This is a genomic window from Oscillochloris sp. ZM17-4 (assembly GCF_019599295.1).
Taxonomy (GTDB): domain Bacteria; phylum Chloroflexota; class Chloroflexia; order Chloroflexales; family Chloroflexaceae; genus Oscillochloris.
On the sequence record NZ_JAIEWN010000005.1, the window covers coordinates 98821 to 123190 of the forward strand.

Annotated in this window: 22 protein-coding genes, 1 other RNA gene and 3 pseudogenes; 10 read left to right on the top strand and 16 right to left on the bottom strand. The window is 67.8% G+C overall.

The window, feature by feature from the left end; genetic code table 11:
• Nucleotides 1-176 precede the first annotated feature (176 nt).
• Complete coding sequence (locus K2Z83_RS06365) at nucleotides 177-1136, top strand: LGFP repeat-containing protein (protein ID WP_220594334.1); 960 nt, start codon at nucleotides 177-179, stop codon at nucleotides 1134-1136.
• A gap of 86 nt (nucleotides 1137-1222) precedes the next feature.
• Here the strand turns inward: K2Z83_RS06365 and K2Z83_RS06370 are convergent, their stop codons facing one another.
• The 4 genes from K2Z83_RS06370 to K2Z83_RS06385 all read right to left on the bottom strand — a co-directional run bounded on the left by K2Z83_RS06370 (nucleotide 1223) and on the right by K2Z83_RS06385 (nucleotide 5406).
• Nucleotides 1223-2488, bottom strand: a complete 1266-nt coding sequence (locus K2Z83_RS06370; protein WP_220594335.1) for a S1C family serine protease — start codon at nucleotides 2486-2488, stop codon at nucleotides 1223-1225.
• Nucleotides 2489-2575: 87 nt separating this feature from the next.
• On the bottom strand, nucleotides 2576-3100 hold the full coding sequence (locus K2Z83_RS06375; RefSeq protein WP_220594336.1) for a DUF2085 domain-containing protein: 525 nt from the start codon (nucleotides 3098-3100) through the stop codon (nucleotides 2576-2578).
• A 66-nt stretch (nucleotides 3101-3166) separates the two neighbouring features.
• Nucleotides 3167-4159: a phytoene/squalene synthase family protein gene (locus K2Z83_RS06380; RefSeq protein ID WP_220594337.1), complete on the bottom strand. Its 993-nt coding sequence runs from the start codon at nucleotides 4157-4159 to the stop codon at nucleotides 3167-3169.
• A gap of 302 nt (nucleotides 4160-4461) precedes the next feature.
• Entirely contained in the window at nucleotides 4462-5406 is a 945-nt protein-coding gene (locus K2Z83_RS06385) for a B12-binding domain-containing protein (protein ID WP_220594338.1), read from the bottom strand.
• A gap of 235 nt (nucleotides 5407-5641) precedes the next feature.
• Between K2Z83_RS06385 and K2Z83_RS06390 the strand changes: the two genes are divergently transcribed.
• Together K2Z83_RS06390 and K2Z83_RS06395 are read left to right on the top strand one after the other, a co-directional pair.
• Nucleotides 5642-6598 (top strand): GDP-mannose 4,6-dehydratase, encoded by a 957-nt coding sequence (locus K2Z83_RS06390; protein WP_220594339.1) that lies wholly within the window; start codon nucleotides 5642-5644, stop codon nucleotides 6596-6598.
• Between the two features lie 180 nt (nucleotides 6599-6778).
• Nucleotides 6779-7769, top strand: a pseudogene (locus K2Z83_RS06395) (sugar phosphate nucleotidyltransferase).
• 78 nt (nucleotides 7770-7847) lie between these two features.
• Here K2Z83_RS06395 and K2Z83_RS06400 read toward each other — a convergent pair.
• A complete protein-coding gene (locus K2Z83_RS06400; protein ID WP_220594340.1) occupies nucleotides 7848-8564 on the bottom strand; it encodes a CvpA family protein in 717 nt (238 codons plus the stop codon).
• Nucleotides 8565-8787: 223 nt separating this feature from the next.
• On the opposite strand from K2Z83_RS06400, the gene gap reads away from it, so the two are divergent.
• Nucleotides 8788-9840 carry a type I glyceraldehyde-3-phosphate dehydrogenase gene (gap, locus tag K2Z83_RS06405; RefSeq protein WP_220594341.1) on the top strand — a complete coding sequence of 351 codons (1053 nt, stop codon included), beginning with the start codon at nucleotides 8788-8790 and terminating at the stop codon, nucleotides 9838-9840.
• Nucleotides 9841-10304: 464 nt separating this feature from the next.
• Here gap and K2Z83_RS06410 read toward each other — a convergent pair whose 3' ends face one another.
• The 4 genes from K2Z83_RS06410 to K2Z83_RS06425 all read right to left on the bottom strand — a co-directional run bounded on the left by K2Z83_RS06410 (nucleotide 10305) and on the right by K2Z83_RS06425 (nucleotide 13648).
• On the bottom strand, nucleotides 10305-11090 hold the full coding sequence (locus K2Z83_RS06410; protein ID WP_220594342.1) for an RNA polymerase sigma factor: 786 nt from the start codon (nucleotides 11088-11090) through the stop codon (nucleotides 10305-10307).
• A 250-nt stretch (nucleotides 11091-11340) separates the two neighbouring features.
• On the bottom strand, nucleotides 11341-12048 hold the full coding sequence (locus K2Z83_RS06415; RefSeq protein ID WP_220594343.1) for an HAD family hydrolase: 708 nt from the start codon (nucleotides 12046-12048) through the stop codon (nucleotides 11341-11343).
• Between the two features lie 80 nt (nucleotides 12049-12128).
• Nucleotides 12129-13010, bottom strand: a complete 882-nt coding sequence (locus K2Z83_RS06420) for an anti-sigma factor domain-containing protein (protein ID WP_220594344.1) — start codon at nucleotides 13008-13010, stop codon at nucleotides 12129-12131.
• Between the two features lie 62 nt (nucleotides 13011-13072).
• A complete protein-coding gene (locus K2Z83_RS06425) occupies nucleotides 13073-13648 on the bottom strand; it encodes an RNA polymerase sigma factor (RefSeq protein ID WP_220594345.1) in 576 nt (191 codons plus the stop codon).
• A gap of 141 nt (nucleotides 13649-13789) precedes the next feature.
• On the opposite strand from K2Z83_RS06425, the gene K2Z83_RS06430 reads away from it, so the two are divergent.
• The 4 genes from K2Z83_RS06430 (at nucleotide 13790) to K2Z83_RS06445 (ending at nucleotide 17772) form a co-directional block, all read left to right on the top strand.
• Nucleotides 13790-14236, top strand: coding sequence for a hypothetical protein (locus K2Z83_RS06430; RefSeq protein WP_220594346.1), 447 nt, complete (start codon nucleotides 13790-13792; stop codon nucleotides 14234-14236).
• A gap of 87 nt (nucleotides 14237-14323) precedes the next feature.
• Complete coding sequence (locus K2Z83_RS06435) at nucleotides 14324-15445, top strand: class I SAM-dependent methyltransferase (protein WP_220594347.1); 1122 nt, start codon at nucleotides 14324-14326, stop codon at nucleotides 15443-15445.
• A 65-nt stretch (nucleotides 15446-15510) separates the two neighbouring features.
• The gene (gene eis / locus K2Z83_RS06440) at nucleotides 15511-16689 is read left to right on the top strand and encodes an enhanced intracellular survival protein Eis (protein WP_220594348.1); all 1179 of its coding nucleotides are present in this window, start codon (nucleotides 15511-15513) and stop codon (nucleotides 16687-16689) included.
• 42 nt (nucleotides 16690-16731) lie between these two features.
• Complete coding sequence (locus K2Z83_RS06445; protein ID WP_220594349.1) at nucleotides 16732-17772, top strand: glycosyltransferase family 4 protein; 1041 nt, start codon at nucleotides 16732-16734, stop codon at nucleotides 17770-17772.
• A 103-nt stretch (nucleotides 17773-17875) separates the two neighbouring features.
• Here the strand turns inward: K2Z83_RS06445 and K2Z83_RS06450 are convergent.
• Nucleotides 17876-18724, bottom strand: a pseudogene (locus tag K2Z83_RS06450) (lipid II flippase MurJ); the annotation flags it as partial.
• A 17-nt stretch (nucleotides 18725-18741) separates the two neighbouring features.
• On the opposite strand from K2Z83_RS06450, the gene rpsT reads away from it, so the two are divergent.
• Entirely contained in the window at nucleotides 18742-19011 is a 270-nt protein-coding gene (rpsT, locus tag K2Z83_RS06455) for a 30S ribosomal protein S20 (protein ID WP_220594350.1), read from the top strand.
• A gap of 229 nt (nucleotides 19012-19240) precedes the next feature.
• Here rpsT and holA read toward each other — a convergent pair whose 3' ends face one another.
• The 6 genes and pseudogenes from holA to K2Z83_RS06485 all read right to left on the bottom strand — a co-directional run.
• Nucleotides 19241-20188 carry a DNA polymerase III subunit delta gene (gene holA, locus K2Z83_RS06460; RefSeq protein WP_220594351.1) on the bottom strand — a complete coding sequence of 316 codons (948 nt, stop codon included), beginning with the start codon at nucleotides 20186-20188 and terminating at the stop codon, nucleotides 19241-19243.
• An 87-nt stretch (nucleotides 20189-20275) separates the two neighbouring features.
• Nucleotides 20276-20446: non-coding RNA, 6S RNA (gene ssrS / locus K2Z83_RS06465), on the bottom strand.
• A 98-nt stretch (nucleotides 20447-20544) separates the two neighbouring features.
• Entirely contained in the window at nucleotides 20545-21747 is a 1203-nt protein-coding gene (locus K2Z83_RS06470) for a M28 family peptidase (protein WP_220594352.1), read from the bottom strand.
• A gap of 318 nt (nucleotides 21748-22065) precedes the next feature.
• Nucleotides 22066-22470 carry a hypothetical protein gene (locus tag K2Z83_RS06475; RefSeq protein ID WP_220594353.1) on the bottom strand — a complete coding sequence of 135 codons (405 nt, stop codon included), beginning with the start codon at nucleotides 22468-22470 and terminating at the stop codon, nucleotides 22066-22068.
• An 87-nt stretch (nucleotides 22471-22557) separates the two neighbouring features.
• Nucleotides 22558-23439, bottom strand: a complete 882-nt coding sequence (locus K2Z83_RS06480; RefSeq protein ID WP_220594354.1) for a 4Fe-4S binding protein — start codon at nucleotides 23437-23439, stop codon at nucleotides 22558-22560.
• A gap of 123 nt (nucleotides 23440-23562) precedes the next feature.
• Nucleotides 23563-23919 (bottom strand): annotated as a pseudogene (locus K2Z83_RS06485) (sensor histidine kinase); the annotation flags it as partial.
• A gap of 1 nt (nucleotide 23920) precedes the next feature.
• Here K2Z83_RS06485 and K2Z83_RS06490 point away from each other — a divergent pair.
• The gene (locus K2Z83_RS06490; RefSeq protein WP_220594355.1) at nucleotides 23921-24322 is read left to right on the top strand and encodes a hypothetical protein; all 402 of its coding nucleotides are present in this window, start codon (nucleotides 23921-23923) and stop codon (nucleotides 24320-24322) included.
• Nucleotides 24323-24370: the final 48 nt, after the last annotated feature.

Sequence of the window (24370 nt, forward strand, 5' to 3'; positions counted from 1 at the left end):
ATACCGCTATCTGCTGCGGCAACCCTTGACAGCAGGCGGAGCTTCATCGTATGATGGCATGCGTACTTGTAAATGATAAACACTAAAGAATATGCCCTGTCGCGCTTGCGCCGCGCCGCGCAGCCGCAGGTGCCTCTCTCTTTTCGCTTTACGGTTTTAGCAGAACTGGAGTGCGTATGAGCCAGCGACGAGGACGATGGACGGGAGCGCTGAGCCTGCTGGCGCTGTTGCTGCTGCTGGGGGCGCTGCCGCCGGTCGCCAGCCAGGCCCAGGCCGCAAAGAGCTACTTCCCGCAGACGGGCCACTACGTGGGCGGGGCCTTCAAGGACTACTGGGAGAGCCGGGGCGGGCTGGCGATCTTCGGCTACCCGGTGAGCGAGGAGTTCATCCAGAAGAGCGACGGGCGGGTGGTGCAGTACTTCGAGCGCGCCCGCTTCGAGGTTGTCGGGACATCCGCCGGCCTCGGCCTGATCGGCGCCGACTACATGCGCGCCCGCGGGCTGGGCTTCCCCCGCGTGGCCGCGACGGCCAGTACCTCGGCGGTGCGCTACTTCGCGGAGACGGGTCACACCCTGCGCGGGGCCTTCAAGGGCTACTGGGAGAGCCGGGGCGGGCTGGCGATCTTCGGCTTCCCGCTGAGCGAGGAGATCACCGAGCAGCTCGATGATGGGCGCAACTACACCGTGCAGTACTTCGAGCGCGCCCGCTTCGAGCTGGCCGGCGGCCAGGTGCGGCTGGGCCTGCTGGGCAGCGCCCTGGTGCCATGCCAGCGCCGCCCGGGCCTGCCGCCCAACAGCCCGCCCGCCGGGCCGGTCGCGGAGGGCAACGCGAGCGAGTGCAACGCCATCCCCAACGCCGTGGCCAGCGGCCGGGTCTACCCCAGCCCGAGCGCCCCCGGCGCCATCCTGGGCTTCGAGGCCCGCGGCTACCTGCCGAATGAGCCGGTCAGCCTGTGGCTGAACGTGCCGGGCGGCTCCACCCGCGGCCTGCCCTACCAGGCCATCGCCGACAGCACCGGCTACGTCCTGATCGGCTTCTACACCCAGTCAAACGAGCCGACCGGCCAGTGGAGCATGGTCGGCCAGGGCACCCGCAGCGGGCGCGTCGTCCTCGCGCCGTTCGTGTTGCAATGGTGAGGGCGTGGGAGAGCTGCGCTCTCCCACAACATGCTAGTGGGTGTTGGCGGCTTCGCCGCCAACACCCACTAGCATACGATTCTCGCCTACGGCCGCGCATCCAGCGTCAGCTGCACATCCTGCGGCCGCCCATCGCGCAGGATGCTCAGGGTGATCGTGTCACCCACGGCATACTCCTGGTCGAGGTAGCCGATCAGATCGTCCCCGCTCGCCACCGGCTGCCCATTGATCGCGACGATGATATCGCCGTCGACGCGAATATCCACCCCGTTATACTGCTCCACGCGCTCGCCCACCTGGATCGCGGCCCGCTCCGCCGGGCTCTCCGGCTGCACCCCCGTCACCAGGACGCCCTTGCTCGCCTGGAGGCCGAAGCGCTCGGCGAACAGCGCGTCGAGCGGGAGCATGCTGATCCCCATCCAGGGGTGCTCGTAGCGCCCGCGCGCGATCAGCGCCGGCGCCACCCGCGACACAGACCACGCGGGGACGGCGTAGCCCACGCCCTCGAAGGAGCCGCCGCCCGCGCTCACCGCGATCGCCGTGTTCACGCCGATCACCTCGCCGCGGATGTTCAGCAGCGGGCCGCCCGAGTTGCCCGGGTTGATCGCGGCGTCGGTCTGGATGATATTCGGGATGCTGAAGGTGCCGAAGTCGCGGCTCGGCCCGCGCAGGGTGCGGCCCACCCCGCTGATCACGCCCACCGTGAGCGTGTTCTGCTCGCCGAAGGGGTTGCCGATCGCCACGGCCGTCTGCCCGACCGCCACCGTGCGCGAGTCGGCCAGGGGCAGCGGGGCCACGCCCGGCGGCAGCTGGCTCACCTTGATCACCGCCAGGTCGCTGTCGGGGTCGGTGCCGATCAGCCGGCCGATGCTGGTGCTGCCATCGTAGAAGCGCACCTGGAGCTCAGTCGACCCCTCGACCACATGGTTGTTGGTGATGATATAGCCCTGGTCATCGTAGAGGAACCCGGAGCCCTGCGATGTCGGCCCGTCGGGGACATTGGGGATCGCCGGGTGGCCTGAGGGCAGGCCGAGGTTGGGGTCGCTCACCACCTCAATGCTCACCACCGCCGGCCCGGCCCGCCGATACAGCGCGACCAGCAGATCCTCCTGGCCGCGCATCGCGCTCCCCAGATCCGGGTCGATCGTCGGCTGGGGCGGGATCGTGGGCAGCGGGGCGTCGGTCGGCTGGGGCGCGCGCGGGGTCGGCGAGGGCCGGGCCGCGCCGCCGGACTGCATGGCGGCAACCTGGGTCTGGATGGCCGCCACCGTCGGCTCGGTGCTGCCGGCTGAGGGTGCGAAGCTACATCCGACGAGGGAGAGGGCGGCGAGGAGCGGGAGTAATCTGCGCATAGGGGGCACCTGGGTATAAGGATGAGAGTCCAGGGAGGGTTCCCCTCCCTGGACTCTCACAGAGAATCGGGCGGAAGGCGCCGGCGCCTAGCGGGCCGGGGCCGGCCAGAGGCCGGGCCAGATCGAGCAGAAGAAGAGCCCTGATGCGAAGCCGGCCTGCGCGCCATTGATCAGCAGCAGCCAGAGCGGGGCGAACCACCAGCCCTGATAGTGGCCGACGATCTCCAGGGGCCAGAGCAGGAAGGGCAGTGCCGCCAGGGCCAGCCGGGCCGCCCACGGCAGCCCGCGGAACCACCGCAGGGGTGCCCCTGCGTGGTCGCCCTGCGCGCCCACCAGCAGACGCGCCGCCCAGAGGCCGATCGTCGCCCCCCAGCAGCGGACGCAGACCGCCATCGGCAGGCCCAGCAGCATGATCGAGCGATCCGGCGTTGGGCAGACATAGCGGCTCAGCAGGTCGCGCGCCAGCAGCCCCGACTCCGTCAGGCCGGGCAGGCCGGTGGCGCGGAAGAGCGGCGAGATGATCGGCCCCAGGAAGAGCACCCAGAGGATCAGGTCGAAGGCCCAGCGCGGCCAGGGTCGATAGTGGTTGAGCCGAAGGGTTGATGTTGCCATAGCTGAATGCTGAATGTTGAATGTTAAATGCTGAATGCCCGGCATTCAACATTCAACATTCAACATTCAAAATTTCTGAACCTCCAGCCAGATCCGTGGCAGGAGGACGAGCTTATCGCGCAGGGTGAGGTGGGCGCGCCGGGTAAATGAATCGTAGCCGTGAGCCGCGAGATTGTCAAGGATGCCGCGGTAGAACTTGGCGGCGGCCGCCACCCCGAGGCGGCTATCGGGCGGGAGCAGGCCGATCCCGGGCCAGCTCTCATCGTAGAGGCGGCGGGCGCGCTCCACCTCGAAGCGCATCAGGCTGCGGTAGCGCTCGTCGTAGACGTGGTTGAGGATATCCTCGGCCGTCAGCCCGAATCGCTCCAGGTCCTCCTGGGGCAGGTAGACCCGCCCGCGCCGGGCGTCCTCGCCGACATCGCGCAGGATGTTGGTCATCTGGAGGGCGACGCCGATCTTGATCGCGTAGGGCGCGGCGCCGGGGGCCGCCCCGGTGACGCCCATGCTCAGCAGGCCCACCACCGAGGCCACGCGGTAGCAGTAGAGCCACAGGTCGGCGAAGGTGGCGTAGCGGTGCATGGTCAGATCCATCGCCATCCCGGCCAGCAGCTCGTCCACCAGGGCCGGCGGCAGGTTGTAGGTCGCCCGCGTATCGTGCCAGGCGAGGAGCACCGGGTTATCGGAGAGCGGGTGCGCGGCCCGGGCCTGATGCACCCACTCGGCCAGGGCGCGGGTCGCATCGCCGCTGGCCTGGTCGACCGTATCGTCGGTGACGCGGCAGAAGGCGTAGAAGGCGCGCACGGCCCGGCGCTTCTCAGCCGGCAGGAACTGCGTGCTGAGGAAGAAGCTCTTAGAGCTCTCGCGGATGATCTGCTCGCAGTGGCGGTAGGCCTCAGCGATGCGGTGGGGGGAGTGCGGCGGGCGCTCGTCGGAGCCGACCTGCGGGGGCAGCTCCGTCAGGTGAAAGAGCAGCGCGAGCTGCTCCTCGGCGGGGAGCGGCTGCGATATGGAGGCGGCACCGGCGCCCAGTGCCAGCGATGAGAGTGATTTCAGCGACACACGGCGCTCCTTTATGTCTCGTCAGGACACATGGGAACTACACCCCGGCGACAGTATGTGCGCCACAGGAGAAGCGGGCGAGGGCGGCAGTGTGAGTTGTCTATGGTGCGGAGAAGCGTGGGAGCGGCGGCGATGGGGCCTTCAGCCCCTATGCACGATTAAGAACTCTTGGGAAACAACTTCTCTATCTTAATAATACGTGAATAGTAGCAGACTAGCAAACCGCATACGGGGAGATAACACAGCGACGCGGGGCGCGGGCGCCCCAGCGTGCCCGCGCCCCGCGTCTGGATCTGCGGTTGCTAGCGCCCGCTGAGAATATCAGCGACCGAGTCCACAACCTCCTGGGCGTCGCGCCCGAGGAAGGTGCCGGGCATCTTCTGGGTGAGCAGCGGGTTGAGGTTGAAGGCCCGCCCGCCGTAGCCGAATGCCGGGAAGGGCGGGTCCATCGCCTGGATGTATCGCCCGACCTCCATGAGCTGGGTTGCGGTGTCGGTCGTCGACGCGGCCATACAGACAATATCGGGCTGGAGCTGATGCACGGTGTCGAGCAGATCGCGCATCGGCACCTCGGCGCCGAGGTAGATCACCTGCCAGCCGTGGCGCACCAGGAAGACGGCGATCATCAGGGCGCCCAGGTCGTGCTGCTCGCCGGGCGCGCAGCCGATCATCACCAGGCCGCGGCCGTCGGTGATATTGTAGGTGTTGAAGAGGCCCGAGAGCTTGCGCCGGATAAACTGTGTGGCGAAGTGCTCTGCGGTGACGCTGATCTTGCCGGCGTGCCACTGCTCGCCGATCTCGATCATCGTCGGCTGTACCAGCTTGAGGAAGACATCCTCCAGCGGATAGATCGCAAACGCCTCGCCGAGGATCTGCTCGGCGCGCGTGGCGTCGAAGTCGACCAGGGCGGCGTACAGCCGGCTGTTCAGCCGATCCCATGTGTGCGGCTCGGTGTCGACCGCCGTGTTCAGCCAGCCCAGGTTCGACTCGGCGCCGTCCGTCATCAGGGCGATCGCCTGGCTGATCGTCAGCCCTTCTGCCGTCCGATCCCGCAGCCAGCGGATCGTCGCAATGTCGCGCTCCGAGTAGAGACGGTGTCCACCCTCCGTGCGCTGCGGGCGCGGCACGCCATAGCGGCGCTCCCAGGCTCGAAATGTGTCGGCCGGGACGCCTGTCTCCTGCGCCACAGCCTTTGTGTTGTACCGTGGCTTGTCGGAGAATTGCGATAAGAAGTGCTGCTGTGCCATGCCCGTTCGCCTTCTCAGCCTGCGCTGAACGCTGCGTTGCGAATCTCGCTCTTAGACTATAGATTTCATAAAATATGGCGGTGTAAAGAACCGCCTGTACGCTTGTACTATAAGAAAACATGTTACAATTGCCTTTACATTGTAGCATAATGCACAAACCGTGTCAATGTAATGCACAACCAAACCTTCGCATACTACTGCGTGAAATGCTGCCTGCGCGGCACCTACTAACCCTATGCGCGCACTTATCACTGGCATCAACGGGTTCGTCGGCAGCCACCTCGCCGAGCACCTGCTCCAGCAAAGCGGCTGGGAGATCTGGGGGCTCTCGCGATCTCCCACCATCGCCCTGGCCTCGCTCCAGGGCCGGGTGACGCTGCTTCAGGCAAGCTTGTCTGACCCGCAGTCGACGAGCGAGGCGATCATCGTCGCCCAGCCAGATGTGATCTTCCACCTGGCGGGGCAGCCCTTTGTGCCCGAGTCGTTCCGCGACCCAGCGGCCACGCTGGCGGCCAACACCCTGGGGGCGCTGCATATCTTCTTGGCTCTGATCGCCCAGCGCATGGGCACGCGGGTGCTCGTGGTCGGGACAAACGAGGAGTACGGGCAGATCCATGCGGAGGATCTCCCGGTGCGCGAGGATGCCCCGCTGCGGCCCACCAGCCCCTACGGGGTGAGCAAGGTCGCCCAGAGCATGCTCGCCCTTCAGTACCACCTCAGCCACCGGCTCGACATCGTGCGCGTGCGCCCCTTCACCCACATCGGCCCACGCCAGAACGAGCGATTCGTCACCGCCGCCTTCGCCCGCCAGATCGCCCGCATCGAGCTCGGGCTTCAGCCTGCGTCGATGCAGGTCGGCAACCTGAGCGCATGCCGCGACTTCACCGACGTGCGCGATATCGTGCGGGCCTACGCCCTGCTTGCGCAGCACGGCGAGGCCGGCGAGGTCTATAATGTCGGCTCTGGCCAGGCAGTGATGATCCGCGACCTGCTCGACACCCTCCTCGCCGAGAGCACGGCCGTGATCGAGATCCGGCCCGACCCGAGCCTGATGCGCCCGATCGATGTCCCCCTCATCGTCTGCGATGCGGGGAAGATCCGCGCCCGCACCGGGTGGGAGCCGTCGATCCCGATCGTGCAGACCCTGCGCGACATCCTCGCCTACTGGCGTCAGGCTGAGCGCACGATGTGATCTGCCACAGCCGTTCACGACCAAACTGTCATCAGACGATCAGCAATTCGTCAACTATACATACATATCCAACCGATACTATAGAAGGCGTGCCCCGTAGCGCTTGGCCCCTGCCTACTCCAGGTGCTCAGCGGGCTACAGCTGTCATCTCGCCATGCGTCTATATCATGAGGGAGCCCTATGAAAGCAGTGATCCTCGTCGGTGGTCTGGGCACGCGCCTGCGCCCGCTCACATGCAACACGCCAAAGCCCATGATCCCGCTCGTCAATCAGCCGTTCATCGAGTCGATGCTGATCCGTCTGCGCGACCAGGGGATAGACGAGGTCGTGCTGGCCGTCCAGTATCTCGCCGAGCGCTTCCACGCCAGCCTTGGCGATGGCTCACGCCTGAACATGAAGCTGCATATCATTGAGGAGCCCCGAGAGGCAGAGCAAGGTGACGATCTCGCTCACCCCGGTCGACGATCCGACCCAGTTCGGCCTGGTCGAGATGGAGAAGGATAACCGGGTACACCGCTTCCTGGAGAAGCCGCGGGCCGAGGACATCACCACCAACCTGATCAACGCCGGCACCTATATCATCGAGCCGGAGATCCTGCGCTACGTGCCGCCGAACGTGTTCTATATGTTCGAGCGCGGGCTCTTCCCGGTCGTGCTCCAGACCGGCGACCTCATGGTCGGCTTCCCCTCGCGCGCCTACTGGACGGATATCGGCAAGCCGCAGACCTACCTGGATGTCCATCACGACATCCTGATCGGCAAGGTGCGCCACACCTTCCGCGGGACACAGATCGCCGACCGGGTCTGGGTGGAGGGCGACGCCGACATCCACCCGACGGCCCAGGTTGTCGGGCCGGTGGTGATCGGCCGCGGGGTGACGATCGCGCGCGGGGCGCGGGTGATCGGGCCGACGGTGATCGGCGATGGCTGCCACATCGGCCCGGAGGCCGCCCTTGAGGGGGTCGTGCTCTGGGATGGGAATCAGATCGGAGAGGGGACGACGCTGCGCAACTGCGTCCTCGGCCGCAACAATCAGATCGGCGCCAAGACGATGATCACTGACGGGACGATCGTCAGCGATAACTGCACACTTGGGCCGGAGAACCGCCTGGAGCGCGGCATCCGCATCTGGCCCGGCACCAGCCTGGGCGAGCGGGCGATCTCGTTTTAGGGGCGGACATGTCCCGGCGGCCCGTAGGGCCGAAGCATGCATCCGGCTCGCGTAGCGAGCCGGATGCATGCTTCGGCCCTACTTTTTGTTGGCACCAACTTGGTCGATCTTATCAAGGACGCGCCGATCCTGCTCGGCGACCGTCTTCGGCGGCGGGGTGGCGCTGGGCTGGGTCGCCGCCTGGCCTTTTGCGGCGGCGCTGGCCGATGCAGACGTGGCGATGGCGGGCTTCGTGGTGGTGGCGGACGGCGTGGCGGTGGTGGCCGGCCGGCTGAGCGCCCGCGAGACCCGCAGCGTGCCGCGCAGCATCACGAAGACCGTCGTGCTGCCAACCATAGCCAGGATAAACCAGGGTAGCCAGAGGTCGAGCACTCCAGCGACGAGCGAGCCGGCGATCATCCGCTCGGCCTCGCCCGAGGGCCAGTTCTCATTGGCGTAGCGCAGCAGATAGCTGACGATCAGCGCGCCGTTGAGCGCCCCGATACAGGCGCCGAGCAGGCGGTCGAACAGGCCCGGCCCCTTCGCCTTCGGGTCGCGCGGGAGCAGCAGGCTGCCGCCGTAGCCCACCAGCAGGGCGACCAGTAGAAAGATCGCCGCCGTCACCAGGAAGGTGACCCACCCCGGCGGCTCCATCTGCGTGCTCAGCCAATCCGACCAGCGCGCCTGCCAGAGGTCGATCAGCACCGCGCCGAGGAGCGTCCCGGCGACTGCGATCAGGCCGCGTCGCACGCCGCGGAAGAGGCCGAACAGCCCGAGCACCCCCAGGGCCGCCACTGAAAGTATTGTCAGCACCATGGCAGAGTCCTTCCCATCGCGATCTTCTACCACTGATTGTAGCACACCCTCGCCCCAGGGCACCGCGATAAAGCATGCTATAATAGCCCCTGTCATACTTTGCGTGTTCTCGCGACGGCATCAGGCCCGTCTCTACGTCGGTAGATAGCTCATACAAGAGCGCTGCTACGTCGCTGGTAGATGCCTGCGAGCCTATAGCATATGGAGTAAGGAGGCACGACCCATGGTTCGCGTCGCAATTAACGGCTTCGGCCGGATCGGTCGGCAGAGCTTCAAGGCTATGCTCGAGTATCACCCCGATGAGTTCGAGATCGTCGCCATCAATGATCTGACCGACAATGAGACCCTGGCGCACCTCCTCCGCTACGACTCGACCTATGGCCCATTTGATGGCGAGGTGAACGTCACCGATGATAAGATCGTCATCGACTATGACGATGCCCACTATGAGATCGCGGCGCTCGCCGAGCGAGACCCGACCGCGCTCCCCTGGGGCAAGATGGGCGTCGATATCGTGATCGAGTCGACTGGCCGCTTCACCGACGCCGCGAAGGCCAAGGCCCACCTGGCCGCCGGCGCCAAGAAGGTGATCATCTCGGCCCCCGCCAAGGGCGAGGATCTGACGATCTGCCTCGGCGTGAACGAGACGAAGTACGACCACGAGAAGCATCACATTCTCTCGAACGCCTCCTGCACCACCAACTGCCTCGCCCCGGTGGCCAAGGTGCTCAACGACACGTTCGGCATCCAGCGCGGCCTGATGACGACGATCCACGCCTACACGATGGATCAGAACCTCCAGGATAACGTCCACAGCGACCTGCGCCGCGCCCGCGCCGCCGCGATCAACATGGTGCCCACCACCACCGGCGCCGCAAAGGCGGTGTCCCTGGTGATCCCCGAGCTGAAGGGCAAGTTCCACGGCTACGCCGTGCGTGTGCCGACCCCCACGGTCTCGATGGTGGACTTCTCGGTGCTGCTCGGCCGCGCGACCAGCGTCGAGGAGATCAACCAGGCCTTCATGGATGCCAGCGAGAGCGAGGAGCTTGAGGGCATCCTCGGCGTCAGCAACGAGCAGCTGGTGAGCAGCGATTTCATCGGCAGCACCTACAGCAGCATCGTCGACCTGCCCCTGACGATCGCGATGGGCGACGACTTCTTCAAGGTCGTCTCCTGGTACGACAACGAGTGGGGCTACTCGGTGCGTGTCTCTGACCCGACTCCATCAGCGCGACCTCCCCAGCGCAGCAGGGGCAGGTGGCAAGGTGGTGGGTGATGACCGTGCGCTGATACGGGTCAAGCAGGCCCTGGCAGTAGTCTACAAGCAGGTCGGTCTTGGGGCAAAAGAGCCGGTAGAGCTGACGCCGCAGGCGACTCTGGATCTGGCGCATCTGCTGCACCCGCGCGGCGCAGTGAGGGCACTCCTGAAGATGGGCGCGGGCCTGCTCATCGATCTCGCCATCGGCGGCAGCGACCACCTCAGTGCTGCTCAGCCCGGGCGGTGCCACGCAGCCCTCGTCCCGGCCATCGTCAATAGTCATACCATTCGCTCCTCTAGTACCGCTGGCAGATCTCCCTGCCGTATAGTAAGAAACGCAGCCCTCCTGAGATTTTACACACCTCCTACAGTGGCTCGTTTCTTTTCGGGGGTGGGCGCGTCGTTCGACGGCGTGTGCCGGCCGGACACGCAAAAGCGGGGGCGGCTCAGCCGCCCCCGCGCACCCAATGCGTGATGCCTCCCTACTGTGCGATAAGCGCCCGCAGCTGCTGGTTCCTGCTGAGCCGACCCAGCACATTGCGCTTGACGTTGTAGACATCATTCACGCTGCTGAACAGCTCGCTGCGCCTAGCGTAGATCGCGCGCGGCGTGAGGCAGAGCACAAACGAGAAGTAGACGACCACCCGCTCCACCTCGTTGTTGAGCTGCCCGCCGATAAAGCGCCAGAACTCCTCGCTGTCAACCCGGCTCATCGCCTCCTCGTCGGGCGAGTAGTGCGGGGCGTGGCTGGGGCTGATCGTCTCCTCGGGCAGCATCTCGGCCCACGACTGCGCGCGGACGCTATCGATCACCACACTGGTGGCGCAGAGCTGGAGGTACTGGAGCAGCGAGGCGAGGCTGGGGAAGGAGGCGAAGCGCTCGGGGGAGAGGGCGCGCCAGAACTTGGTGAAGGCGCCGACCACGAAGTACTCGCTGCTCTCGCCGCTGCTGGTGAAGGCGCCGCTCCGGCGGATCCAGCCCTCGACGAGGCCGCTGTAGTGCATGTAGAGCTGCTCCCAGGCCGCCTCATCGCGCTCAGCAAGGGCGCGGCGAAAGAGCTCGTAGCTGAAGCGCGTATCGTGCTGCTGCCCCCGGTAGAAGCGCTCACTCTCGGTGGCGCAGCGCCGCACAAGCGCGGCCAGATCCATCATTGTCATGGAGGCATCCTCGACAACGCTCACGCCCTCGCGCCCGGTGCGCGGGGTGGCGGGGCCGAGCGCGGCTGCGGGAGATTGTCGGGTCTGCGTATCGATATGCTGAGTGATCATGGCCTCCTCAATTCTCTAGGCAGCTCGCCAGTGCCATACCTGACACTGCGCGCGTGTGGCATGGGTGGCGGGCGAAATAGGTGCGTGCTGATGTAGGGTGGGTGCTCTGGCGTGCTCTCGCCCGGCCAGAGCGCATCGCTACGATGATTGTAGGCAATGCGGTTAGAGCTGAGAAGATCAGGAGATGAGCAACGGATGACAGATGCTACGACGGTGAGTCGTACGTATATGGGGCGTGAGAGGTCGAGGGTTAGTCGCGCGTGAAAGGGGGGAGCAGCAGCCCGATCAATGAGTCCAGGGTGCTGAGACGCGCGGCGTCGAGGTCATCGACCGGCAGGGAGCGGTCGATTTGATAGGCGAGCATGCCAACTGAACGAGCCGCCGCAACATTTTCGGCCAGGTCGTCGACAAACAGGCATGCGGAGGGCGGGAGGTTCAAGGCCTCCGCCGTCGCCAGGAACGCGCGGCGGTCGGGCTTGTAGACGCCGAGCATGGCGCTGGTGAGCGCCACATCGAACTGGGCCGGGTCGATCCCGGCGTTGGCGAGCGTTCGGTCGACGCTCGGGAGCTCGTAGTTGGTCAGGATGGCGAGCCGGAGGCCGCCGGAGCGCAGGGAGCGCACGGTGGGGGCTGCGTCGGGGTAGGCGCCGAAGGTGGTGTGGTAGATCGCGCCGACCTCTACGGTGAGGCGCACGATCTGTGCGGGCTGGAGCCCGTGGGTGTGCCCGAGGCTCGCCCAGAAATCGGCCCAGAAGGCGGGCTCGTCATCGCGGTGCTGTGGCCACGGCCCAGGCCAGCTCGTCCAGGCCCGCACCGCCGCGTGCTGCGGGAGCTCGGGCGCGATCGCAGCCATCTGCTCCTCGACCGCGGCGAGCTGCGCCGGGTCGAAGTAGAGCAGGGTGAGATCACGATCAAAGATGACTGCCTGGATCTGCATGATCTGATCATAACGATTCATGCCCCAGCTCACAATGGGACTCGGGTACTATATTCGCGCGCGTGCGGCGGCGCGTCTTGGGCTAGCCTGGGCGCGTGGGGCTAGAGCGAGCCCTGGAGCACGACCTGCTGCCCGGGGTGTACGCTGCCGCCGGTCGGCTCGACGGTGAGCATCACCTGGCGGAAGGCGTTCACCTCGCGGGGGGCCTCGACGACCAGGGTGGCGAGGCCGGTCTCATCGACGGCGAAGGTGCCGCCGGCGACCTGGCTGCTCTCGTCGGCCAGCCAGAACTGGTAGACCTGGCCGGGCGCCAGGGCGGGCAGGCCGCTGAAGATCACCACGGCGCTCGCCTCGCCGGGGTACATATACATCTCGCCGCGGGCGAGCAGGCTGGCTGATGCGGCGCTGAGGTCGCGGGTGGCCACGCCGGGGGCGCTGACGAAGGAGATGACGTACTGGTCCTCCCGCAGCCGCGCGCTCAGGCTGCGGATCTCCTCGCGGCTCGTCGCCAGCTGGGCGGCCAGCTCGCCCTGCTGGCCCTGGGTCTGGGCCAGGATCTGCTGCATCTGCCCGAGGGTGTCGACCAGCTGGCGGTTGCTGCGGTCGAGCCCGGCGACCTGGCTGCCGAGGGACATGGTCAGGCCGCCGAGGGCGATCAGCAGGGCGGCGAGGATGGCCATGGCCGCCGGCATAAGCCGGGAGGGCCGGCGGGCGGGCGCCGGGGCGGCGGGCCGGGCGGGCGCGGCGGGCCGGCTGGCGGCGATGCGGTCGAACAGCCGCTCGCGCACATCGGCGGGCGGGTCGGCGAGCGCGACAGCGTAGGGCAGCATCGCCACGACCTCGCGCAGCCGGCGCAGCTCGGCGCGGCGCTCGGGCGACTCGGCGAGCTGCTGCTCGACGGCGGCGCGGTCGGCAGCGTCGAGTGCGCCGAGGGCGTAGGCCTCAAGCTGGCTGTCGGGGGTGTCGGAGGTGTCAGTGTGCATCAGTATTTTTTACTGGTGAATGGTGAATGGTGAATGGTGAATGTCGGGCAATTCACCATTCATCATTCACCATTCAGGTGCTCCAGCAGGCCCTTGAGCTTCTGGAGCGCGAGGCGGACGCGGGTCTTCACCGTGCCCAGGGGGTTATTGAGCCGCTCGGCGATCTCGCGCTGCGAGAGGCCGTTGAAGTAGGCGAGCTCGATCACCTCGCGCTGGTCATCGGGCAGGTCGGCGAGGGCGCTGATGATCAGGCGGCGGCGCTCGCCCTCCCAGGTGAGGTCATCGACGCCGGGCTGGCCGTCGGGGATGGCGAGCAGGATATCGCTGTCATCGCCGGGTCGGGTCGCCGGGCGAGCCTGGCGGCGGCGCAGCTCGTCGATGCAGTGGTTGCGCGCGATCCCGAAGAGCCAGGGCGGGAAGGAGCCGCCGGTGATCTGGAAGGTGGCGCCGCGGCTCCAGACGCGCCAGAAGGTCTCCTGGACGACATCCTCGGCGTGCTGTGGGTTTGCCAGAATACGCAGGGCCAGCCCGTAGACGACGCGCGCGTAGCGGTGGTAGAGCAGATCGAGGGCGTCGGTGTCGCCGCCGGCGACACGCGCCATCAGCGCCTCATCGTTGAGCGGTTCAGTCGCAAGCATTCGTTCGTGTGTGCCGGCCAAAGAGATGACCTCAATAGATCTTACGCAGGAGCCTCCGGCTCTGGATGTATGTGTGGCGGCTCCTATTATAACAAGCTTCGGCGCATTGACGCCGGGGCGATATCGGGTAAGATATGCGCCATGGATCATAACTTCTTCGCATACCAGCGCCGGGCGCTGCGCCCGCTGCTGCGCTGGGGCATGGGCAGCAGCGTCGTCGGCGTGGGGCTGGCCCTGCTGCCGAGCGACTACTGGCGACAGATGGGGCTCCAGGCCGCCGCCTGGGGCGTGATCGACGCGGCCCTGGCGTTCGCCGGGCGTCGCTCGGCGCTGCTGAAGGCCGAGCGCAGCTTCGCGGGCGACCTGAGCGAGGCGAAGGAGCACGCTGAGGCCGACCAGTTTCGCCGCATCCTGCTGGTGAACGCCGGCCTGGATGTGCTCTATATCGTCGCCGGACTCGCCACGGCTCAGTACTACGCCGACCGGCCCGACCGCCGCGGCCTCGGCCACGGCATCGCCGTGCAGGGGCTCTTCCTCCTGATCTTCGATAGCCTGCTCGCCCGCGACGTCGGCGCGCGCTGGCTCTAATGAGGGGGCAGGGGACAGGGCACAGGGGATAGGCCGGGCAATCCGACTCATACCCTGTGCCCTGTGCCCTGTGCCCTGTACCCTAAGATGATCACACGCGACCTCTTCCCGCTGCTCCAGTGCCCGACCTGCCGCTCGCGCGACCTGTACGTGGCGGCCGACGGCCTGCACTGCGCGTCCTGCGCGAATATCTACGGCTTCGAGGACGGCTACATCGACCTGATGCCGCGCGGCGCCGACTACGGCTATGTCTCGAAGTATGTGACCGACGAGGCCGAGCTGGCCGAGGAGCTCGACTACCGCGACCTGGCCCCGCCGCTGCTGGCCGCCGGCGTGCGCGACCGCGCCCTGCGCCGGATGATGCGCTGGCAGCCCAGCGATAGGGTGCTCGACAATGGCTGCGGCACCGCCAAGCACGCCGTCTGGAACGCGCCCTATGTCGCCAGGATGGTCGGCTCGGACCCGGCGACGCTCTTCGCCGATGAGGCGGTGGCCACGGTGGCCCTGACGAAGGCCGACTCGCGCTCGCTGCCCTTCGCCGAGGGCAGCTTCGATAAGGCATTCGCGATCGATATTCTGGAGCACTTCCCGATCGATGTGATCGACGACTATCTGGCCGAGACGGCCCGCGTGCTCAGGCCGGGCGGGCTGATGCTGGCCTTCTCGAACACCCGCGAGATGTCGCCCATCCAGCCGGTGATCAACCTCAGCCGCAGGCTGGGCCGGCTCTTTGTGCGCGCCGGGGTCTACGACTTCTCGCGCGAGGCCCGCCGCAAGTCCGACCACCTGAAGGCGCTGGAGACCTGGGAGGACGTGCTGGAGGCCTTCGAGCGGGCCGGGCTGCGCCCGGTGCGGGTGATCTTCTGGAACAGCCTGTTCACCACCTTCGTCGAGCACGTGCTGATGAAGCTGGGCGAGGCGGTGATGGGAAGGATGAAGGATGAAGGCGGAAGGATGAAGCCATCCAAGCCCAAGATTCATGACGACAACGCTGACGCGCTTCATCCTTCACCCTTCACCCTTCATCCTTCACCCGACGGGATCGCCCGCGAGATCCGGGCCAGGCGGCGCATCCGCTCGCAGCTCCGCCCGGGCAGCCCGGTCTACTACGCGCTGATGGCGGTGACGCTGCTGATGGAGCTGGACCTCTGGCTGTTCGGCTGGATGCGCTGCGGCAGCTACTTTATCCTGGTGGAGAAGCCGAGATGAAGGCAACAGGTAAAAGGTAAAAGGGTGTGGCCTTTTACCTTTTACCTGTTGCCTTGAGCATCGCGATGGAATACCGAGCCCTCACAGTATCAGACCTCGACCGATGGCGCGACCTGGAGGTCTACGCCTTCGCGACGAGCCCGGGCAGCGATGCGCCGAGCGCGGAGAAGCTGGGGCGCATGCGCGGCCTGTTTGTGGACGGCGGCGCGCAGGCGGCCCAGCTGGAGCTGATCCCGCTGCGGCTGGAGACGGGCCGCGGCCAGATCGCCGCCGCCGGGATCGGCGGGGTGGCCAGCGCGCCCGAGTCGCGCCAGCGCGGCCACGTGGCCGCGCTGCTGCGCCATAGCTGCGACGAGCTGCGCGAGCAGGGCGTGCCGCTGGCGGTGCTCTACCCCTTCAAGCGGGCCTTCTACGGGCGCTACGGCTGGGCCACCTTTATGGAGCGGCGGGTCTACACGGGGTCGCCGGAGCGCTTCGCCAGCTTCCGCCCGGCACCCGGCGGCTTCCAGGCTGCCGGCCCCGATCAGGCGGCCGACTTCGACGTGATCTACCGCGGCGCCCTGCGCGGCCGCTTCGGGCCGACGGTGCGCAACGCCGACTGGTGGCGCGAGTCGGTGCTGGCGGACGGGGACGGCAAGCCCTATCGCGCCTACATCTGGCGCGACGAGGGCGGCAACCCGCGCTCCTACATGATCTACCGGGTCAAGGACGCGGTCGGCGGCCGGCGCATGGAGTGCCAGGATATTGTGGCCCTCGACCCGACCGCCCGCGCCCAGCTCTTCGCCTTCTTCGCCGGCCACGCGGACCAGGTGGCCCATGTGCAGTTTAAGGCGCCGGCCGATGCGCCGGTGAACCTGCTGATGCCCGAGCCACTGAGCTGCACGGTCGAGCCGCACTTTATGCTGCGCCTGGTGGATGTGGCCGCCGCCCTGGCCGGCTATGGCTTCCCCAGAGATCTTAAGGGCCGCCTGCGGGTCGGCGTCGGCGACGACTGGATCACGGAGCACAACGCGGTGTTCGAGCTGGAGCTCGCGGCGGGCCGGGCCGAGGTGCGCCGCCTGCCCTCCGACAGCCCGGCCGACGTCAGCTGCGATGTGCGCGTGCTGGCCCAGATCTACAGCCGCTACCTGCGGCCGCGCACCGCCGCCGCCTTCGGGATGCTGGCCGCCGCCAGCCGCGAGGCCCTCGACCTCGCCGAGCGGGCCTTCGCCGGCCCGGCGCCCTTCAACGCGGATTTCTTCTAGGAGGGCGTAGAGGACGCAGCACGCTGCGCCCCTACAGATGATATGGCTATTCGACCTCTGTATATATCTCCGGTTGGCCGCGGCGGGGTGGACTTCGGGATCCAGAACATCGCCCGCTCGGTGCGGGCGGTCGGGCTGCGGCCGGAGCTGCTGCGCCTGCCGGAGATCTACAACTTCGCGCCCTTCCTCATCCCGCGCGGCCTGCCGGCGGGCTGGTGGCGCGGCTTCGATGTGGCGCAGGGCCGCTCGCGGGTGGCCTTCGCCTTCCGCGAGGCTGGCCTGCCGGTGGTGACGACCGTCCACCACCTGACGACCGACCCTGACCTGCAGCCCTACAGCTCGCTGGCCCAGCGGATCTTCTACCGGCTGGTCGAGTCGCGCTACGACGGGCTCTCGGTGGCCCGGGCGGACGCGGTGGTCTGCGTGAGCCGCTTCACGCAGCGCCAGGTGGAGCAGACCTACGGCCGGCGCGACAGCACGATCATCTTCGACGGGATCGACACCGGGGTGTTTGTGCCGACGGCGGGCATGGCCAGGGCCGACCACGGGCTGCCCGCGTCGGAGGCGCGCATCCGGCTGCTGTTCGTGGGCAACCGCACGCGCCGCAAGGGCTTCGATCTGCTGCCGCAGATCATGGGCCTGCTGCCGGACGACTACACGCTCTTCTACACCGGGGGCTTCCAGGGCGGCGAGACGGCGCCGCCGCACCCGCGCATGGTGCCGATCGGCTCGCCGGACCGGGCGGGGCTGGTGGCGGCCTACCAGAGCTGCGACATCCTGCTGTTCCCCTCGCGGCTGGAGGGCTTCGGCATCGCGCCGGCCGAGGCGCTGGCCTGCGGGCGCCCGGTGGTGACGACGAACGCGAGCGCGCTGCCCGAGGTGGTGGACGAGGGGCAGAGCGGCTTCCTGGTGGCGCGCAACGATGTGGCGGGCTACGCGGAGCGGGTGCGGGCGCTGGGCGAGGACGCGGGGCTGCGCCGGCGCTTCGGCGAGTTCGGCCGCGAGAAGGTGGCGTCTCGCTTCGGCTACGACCAGCTGGGGCAGGGGTTCGCGGCGCTGTACGCGCGGCTGCTGGGGAGGTGATTCTACAGGTATGCTGGTTGAAGTTGCCAGCACAGCTGGCAACCAGGGCCGAGGTGGCCACCACGCTGATGTGGGCGGCGGCCTGGCCGAGCACGCGCGGCCCCATCTGGCGGGCCACCGCGCCCAGCTCGGCCATCTGCCGGCCGAGGCCGGGGCGCAGGCGGGCGCCGATGCCGATCAGGGCGGGCAGCTGGACGAGGGCGTAGAGCAGGGCGCCGATCACCACGCCCCAGGCCATGCCCCAGATGCCCAGCCAGGGCGCGCAGAGCGCCCCGGCGATGATGCCCAGGTTGTAGATCGAGGGGGCCAGGGCCGGCATGGCGAAGCGGTCGCGGGCGTTGAGCGCGGCCATGGCCAGCCCGCCCAGGCCCAGCAGCAGCGGCGAGAGCAGGAAGAGCCGGGCCAGCTGGACGATCAGGTCGAGGGTGGCCGGCTCGAAGCCCTGGCCGCCGTAGACGGCGCGCACCATCCAGGGCGCGGCGGCGAAGATCGCCGCGCTGGCCAGCGAGAGCGCCAGCAGCGCCCAGGTCAGCACCGCGCCGGCGAGATCCCAGGCCCGCCCCTCGCCGTCGCGCTCCCAGACCTGGATAAACACCGGGATGAAGCTGCTGCCCAGCGCCCCGCCGATGATCACCAGGTAGAGCAGATCGACGATCTGGAAGGCCGAGCGGTAGGCCGCCATCTGGGCGGAGGTGCCGAAGAAGTAGGAGGCGATCACGTCGCGCAGGACGCCGGTGGCCCGGCTGAGCACGAAGCCGCCCATGACGATCAGGCTGTTCCCGAGGGCGCCGGAGCGGGCGCGGCGCATCAGCGAGACAAGTTGCACGCGGGGCGTCCTTATGCTATACTCTTGCGCTAGTAGCCCGCGCGAGTGGGCGAGCGGGAGGGGCGATGGCGGCACCGGCCACCTGACACCCCTCCCGACCTTGTACACATTCAGACAGCTGATCATATCGGAGGATCCGAGCCTTGGCAAACACGAAGTCGGCGAAGAAGCGCATCGCGTCGAACGCCCGCAAGCACGCCCGCAACCAGATGTACCGCTCACAGGTGAAGACGGCCGTCAAGAAGGCTGAGCAGACGATCTTCGCCGGGTCGCCCGACGAGGCCAGCATCCGCGCGGCGCTGAGCATCCTCGATAAGGCCGCCGTCAAGGGCATCATCCACAAGAACAACGCGGCCCGCCGCAAGTCGCGCCTGGTCAAGAAGCTGGGCGCCGACGCCGCCGTCGCGGTGTAGGGTAGGGGACAGGACATAGGGGACAGGGGACAGGCAGCAGTATCGCTTTTGCGATCTGTTGCCTGTTTTGATTCTGAGAGTCTGCCCCCTGTCCCCTGTCCCCTGTCGCCTGTCGCCTGTCGCCTGTCGCCTGTCGCCTGTCGCCTGTCGCCTGTCGCCTGTCGCCTGTCGCCTGTCGCCTGTCCCCTGTCCCCTGTCCCCTGTCCCCTGTCCCCTGTCCCCTGTCCCCTCACCGGCACGCCTCGGCGACGAACAGCTCCAGGGCCACCTCGGGCTGGATGCGCCCGGTCTTAGTGGACAGGTCCAGCTCCAGCAGGCGGTCGTGCAGGCGCTCCAGGTCGCCGGCGGCGAAGCCGCGCACCTGCTCCATAGCCTTGCGCACCACGAAGGGGCGCTGGCCCAGCTCGGCGGCGATATCGTCGGGGCGGCGGCGCTGGGCGCTCAGCTCGCGCACGCCGAGCAGGATGCGCACCTGGCGGGCGACCATAAACAGGATGTAGGTGGGGGCCTGGCCGTCCTCCAGCAGCTGGCGCGCGCCGCGCAGGGCGTCGCCCAGCCGGCGCGCGCTCAGGTCGTCGATAAAGGCAAACAGGTTCTGCTCCTGCTCGTCCTGCACCAGCAGGTCCACCTCGGCCGGCGTGACCCGGCCGCCCCGGCCGACGTAGCTCGCCAGCTTCTCCAGCTCGTTGACGATGGCCCGGCTGTCGCCGCCGACGAACTCGATCAGGCGCTGGGCGGCGGCCGGCTCCAGGCGCACCTGGCGGGCCTTGGCCCGCTCGGCCACCCAGCGGGTCAGCTCACCGCCCTGGAGCGGGGTGAACTCCTGGACGCTGGCGGCCTTCTTCAGGTAGGTGAAGAGGATGCTGCGCCGGTCCACATCGTCGCTCTCGACGAAGACCAGGTCGCATGTGGCGGGCACGCGGTCGAGGTAGGCCCGCAGCTCCTCGCGGTCCTTGCCGGCCTTGGTGTGCTTGAGGGCGTCGGAGACGATCACCAGGCGCCGGTCGGCCAGGAAGGGCATGGCCTCGCAGGCGGCGGCCAGGGCGTCGATCTTCAGCTTGCGCCCGTCGAGGGAGGCCACGTTCAGGTCGGCGAGGTCGGGGGGGAAGTTGGCGCGCATGCGGGCCAGGGTCTGGCTGCGCTGGTACTCGTCGGGGCCGTGGAGGAGGTGGATCATACATTTATTGCAGATTGCAGATTGCAGATTGCAGATTGCACCATCAGCTACAATCTGCAATCTGCAATCTACAATCTGCAATTCAGAGTGGTGCCCTAGCTGCCGTGGATGGGCCAGTTTCGAACCTGCGATAGCAGGTGGGTGCCCGCCTGTGAGTTTCTGCGGCCCGCCGCATAGCTCAACTCGTTAGAGCGAAGCTCCCATGGAAACCGTATTGGCTCAAAACACGCACCCACCTCACATACAGTTAGGGCGAGGTGGATGATACCACCCCGACTCCCTGATTGCAAATTGCAGATTGCAGATTGCAGATTGGGCCGCAATCTGCAATCTGCAATCTGCAATCTGCAATGACGCTAGCGGTAGGAGTCCTCGCCGTCGAGGGTCTGGAGCATGGCCATGCTGAAGCGGGCGGCGCGCTCCAGGGCCTCGGGCTGGATGTTGCCGATGGCGTCGCTGTCGCGGTGCCAGTTGGCGGGCCAGCCGTCCCGGTCGATGCCGACCAGGCAGATGCCGCGGTGGCCGCGCCGGCGCAGGGCGGCGACCTCCTCAAGGATCATGAGCTCTTTGCCGTAGACGCCGAAGCTTCGGTTCGCGTGGGCGGTGCGCTCGACCAGGGCGACCGACTCGCTGTCGGGGGCGTAGCTGCTGAGGTAGGAGAAGCCGCTGTGGCGCGAGACATAGGCCAGGTCGCCCCGGCCGACCATCTCGAAGTCGAGGAAGTAGGCGCTGCGCAGCAGGTCGCCGTACTCATCGAGCAGGGCGTGGGTGCCCAACAGGCCGGTCTCCTCGGCGCCGGTGAAGACCAGCCAGACATCGGTGTGCTCAAGGGGCTGGGCGCTGAGGGCGGCGCCGATGCCGAGCAGGCAGGCGACGGCGCTGGCGTTGTCGTTCGCGCCGTCCACATATCGCCCGGACTCGTCGGCGATGATGGCGCCGAGTCCGGCGACCTGGGCCGCGCCGATGGCCCGGCCCAGCCAGCGCGCGCCGGCGGCCTGCGCGACAGCGCCGGCGGCCTGGAGGCCGATCACGGCCGTGGTGGCGGCGGGCAGGGTCGCCTTGCGGGCGTCGCTGAAGGTATCGCGGTGGCGGTTGGTGTCGGTGTGGCCGAGCAGCACCACGGTGCGCCGGTAGCGGCCCGTGCAGGGGATGCGGACGATCAGGTTGGCCGAGGCGCGCTGCGGGCCGACGCGGGCGAGGGGCTGGCGCAGCCCGCTGGCCGCGCGCCAGGTGAGGTAGGCGGCGCCGGCCCCGAGGAGCGTGCCGGCGGCCCGGCCGAGCCAGCCCAGGCGGCCGAGCAGCAGCCCGCCGATCGACAGCGCGAAGGGCGTGCCGAGGGCGTAGCCCCAGGTGTCGGGCGTCTGGAAGGGCTGGGACTTCACCTCGTCGATGCCGATATCGTGGAGGGCCTTGCGGATGTAGGTGCGGGCGCGGGCCTCGGCCTCGTGGCCCGCCGGGCGCGGGCCGATGTTGTAGGCCAGGGCGGAGACATGGTTCAGCAGCGACTCGCCATCGAGCGGGTCGATCTCAAGCGCAGAGTTGACGCGGGCATTGAGCATAGCGGCCTCCTCGGGGATTGCAGATTGCAGATTGCAGATTGCAGATTGGGCGCGGCGCGGCTAAACGTGGCCCATAGTATAGCTGATTCGCAGAGGCGCACCTACCTCTGTCGAGATGCGTACATGACATCGCTCGCCCGCTTCCTCATGAGATAGATCTGGTGCCCCTTAGTATTGATCAAAAGTAAAGCTGATGAAGTTGAGAGATCTTCTCTTTGGGGGTTGCTACCTGAAAACTTGCGTGCGTGCGAACGAAGATGAGGTGCGAGCAACGCTCGCACCTCATCTGCAATCTGCAATCTGCAATCTGCAATCGCCCTACGGCTGGGCGGCGCGCTCGGCCAGCCAGACCCGCAGGTCGGTGACGGAGAACTCGGGGGCGATCGCCTCGATATCCTTGAGGGCCGCGCTCGTCGGCAGGTCGGCCGGGATCTGGTAGTGCGTGTAGAGCTCGTCCTGGGTCAGGCCGTAGGCGCCCAGCACATCGCTGATCGTCATCCAGCCCTTGACCTCGGCCGGGTCGGCGCCGGTCACCTCCACCGGCGCGCCGTCGAGCGTGATCTTGCCCGAGGTGGACCAGAAGCCGGCGATCTGGGCGAGCTGGATGGTGCCGAGGAAGGCGGCCAGCACCAGGGCGGCGTAGAGCGGGGCGGGCATATGCAGGCTGCGCCAGCGCCGCTGCGCGGTGGGCGCGACCTGGCGGCGGGGGGGGTCGGTGGCCATAGGGATACTCCTCTCGATAATCGGGGCGCAGCAGGCGCCGGGCCTTCATACAGGTGCGCGGATGGATGGGCTGCGTCTGCTGCGCCCTTACTTCGTGGTCAGGGGGATGCTCAGCCGCAGGTCGAGGGCCTCGGGGTGGACGCAGGAGTCCACGCACTGGAGGCAGCTGATGCAGCGCATATCGGTGATCTCGCTGGAGGCGGCCACATCGATGCCCATGGGGCAGCGGTGGGTGCAGAGGGTGCAGCCGGTGCAGGCGGAGTCCTCGCGCTGGATTCGCATGGGGCTGAGGCGGCCGACTAGGCCGATGGTGGCGCCGAGGGGGCAGGCGTAGCGGCACCAGGGCCGCTCGACGACCAGGGAGGCGAGCAGGACCACGCCGAGGATCACGGCCCCGGCCGTCAGCTCGAACTCGGCCACGCTGATCAGGGCCGACCAGGGGTCGTAGTCGCGGAAGACCATAGAGCCGTAGGCGACGGTGCCGCCGATGATCGTGGCCAGCACAACGTAGCGGCCGTAGCTGAGCACGCGGTCGATGGTGCCGAAGATCGGCCGGCGGGCGGCGCGGCGCAGGGCGCGGGCGGCGCGGCCGAGCGGCTTGATGCGGGCCTGGAGCCAGCGGCTGAGGCTATTGACCCACTCCTGGATGGTGCCGAAGGGGCAGATCCAGCCGCAGAAGGCGCCGCGGGCGAGCAGCGTCAGCAGCACCACGGCCCCCAGCAGCACCAGGTTCGAGAGGTGGGTGTGGCTGATGGTGCCGCCGGTGGTGAAGTAGCTGTAGAGCGTCTCCAGGCCGCCGAAGGGGCAGACGGCCTCGGGCGAGGTGCTATCCTCACTGAGGGTGTGCCGGACGACGCCGGCCACAATCATGGCAAGAAAGCCGAACTGGGTGATCCGCCGTAGGCTCTGGGTTCCCCAGAGGGCGGCGAGGCGGTTGCGGTTGCGGGCGGCTGCGGGCTTCGTGCTCATGGTCTCCTCCTGGGCGGCTGCTTTATCTAGAGATAGGGTAGCAGGACAGGATGGAGAACTTGTGGAGAGCGCGTGTGGGTTGCGCGTAGGGATACGCAGCATGCTGCGTCCCTACGCGCGTCCCTACGCGACGGGGAGGGTGAAGGAGAAGGTGCTGCCGCGGCCCTCGACGCTGTCGGCCCAGAGGCGGCCGCCGTGGCCCTCGACGAGGTGCTTGGCGATGGCCAGGCCGAGCCCGGTGCCGCCGACGTGGCGGGTGCGCGCCCGATCGACCTTGTAGAAGCGCTCGAAGATCCTGGGCAGATCCTGCGCGGGGATGCCGACGCCGGTGTCGCAGACGTTCACCAGCAGCCACGGCCCGGGCCGGCCGGCGTCCTCGGCGATCATGTGCGCCTGCACCCTCACCTCGCCGCCCTCGGCGGAGAACTTCACCGCGTTGTGCAGCAGGTTCAGCAGCACCTGGCCGACCCGGTCGGGGTCCATGAGCACGGCGGGCTGGTCGGCGCCGAGGTCGGCGCCGGCCCGCGACCTCGCCGACGAGCGCGTCGGCCTGGTGGTCGCGCAGGAGCGTGATCATGCCGAGCCCGACGGCGTCATCGGCGACGGCGAGCATCTGGGCGGCCTGGGCGCTGACGAAGCGCACCCGGCGGGACTGATCGACGACGACGGTGCCGGCGTCGAGGGCGGCGGCGGCGGCCTGGAAGAGCGGCTGTCCCCCGGCGTCGAGGTCGTCGTGCGGGGGCGGCGGCGCGGGGGCGGGGGCGGGGGCGGGCGACGCCGGGCGGCGGGTGAGCAGCCAGGAGATCACGCCCAGGCTGGCGAGCAGGCCGATGGCGAGGGCGATGTCAAGCAGCGACATATTTTGTGGAATGTTGAATGCTGAATGTTGAATGCTGAATGTTCGAACATTCAACATTCAACATTCAGCATT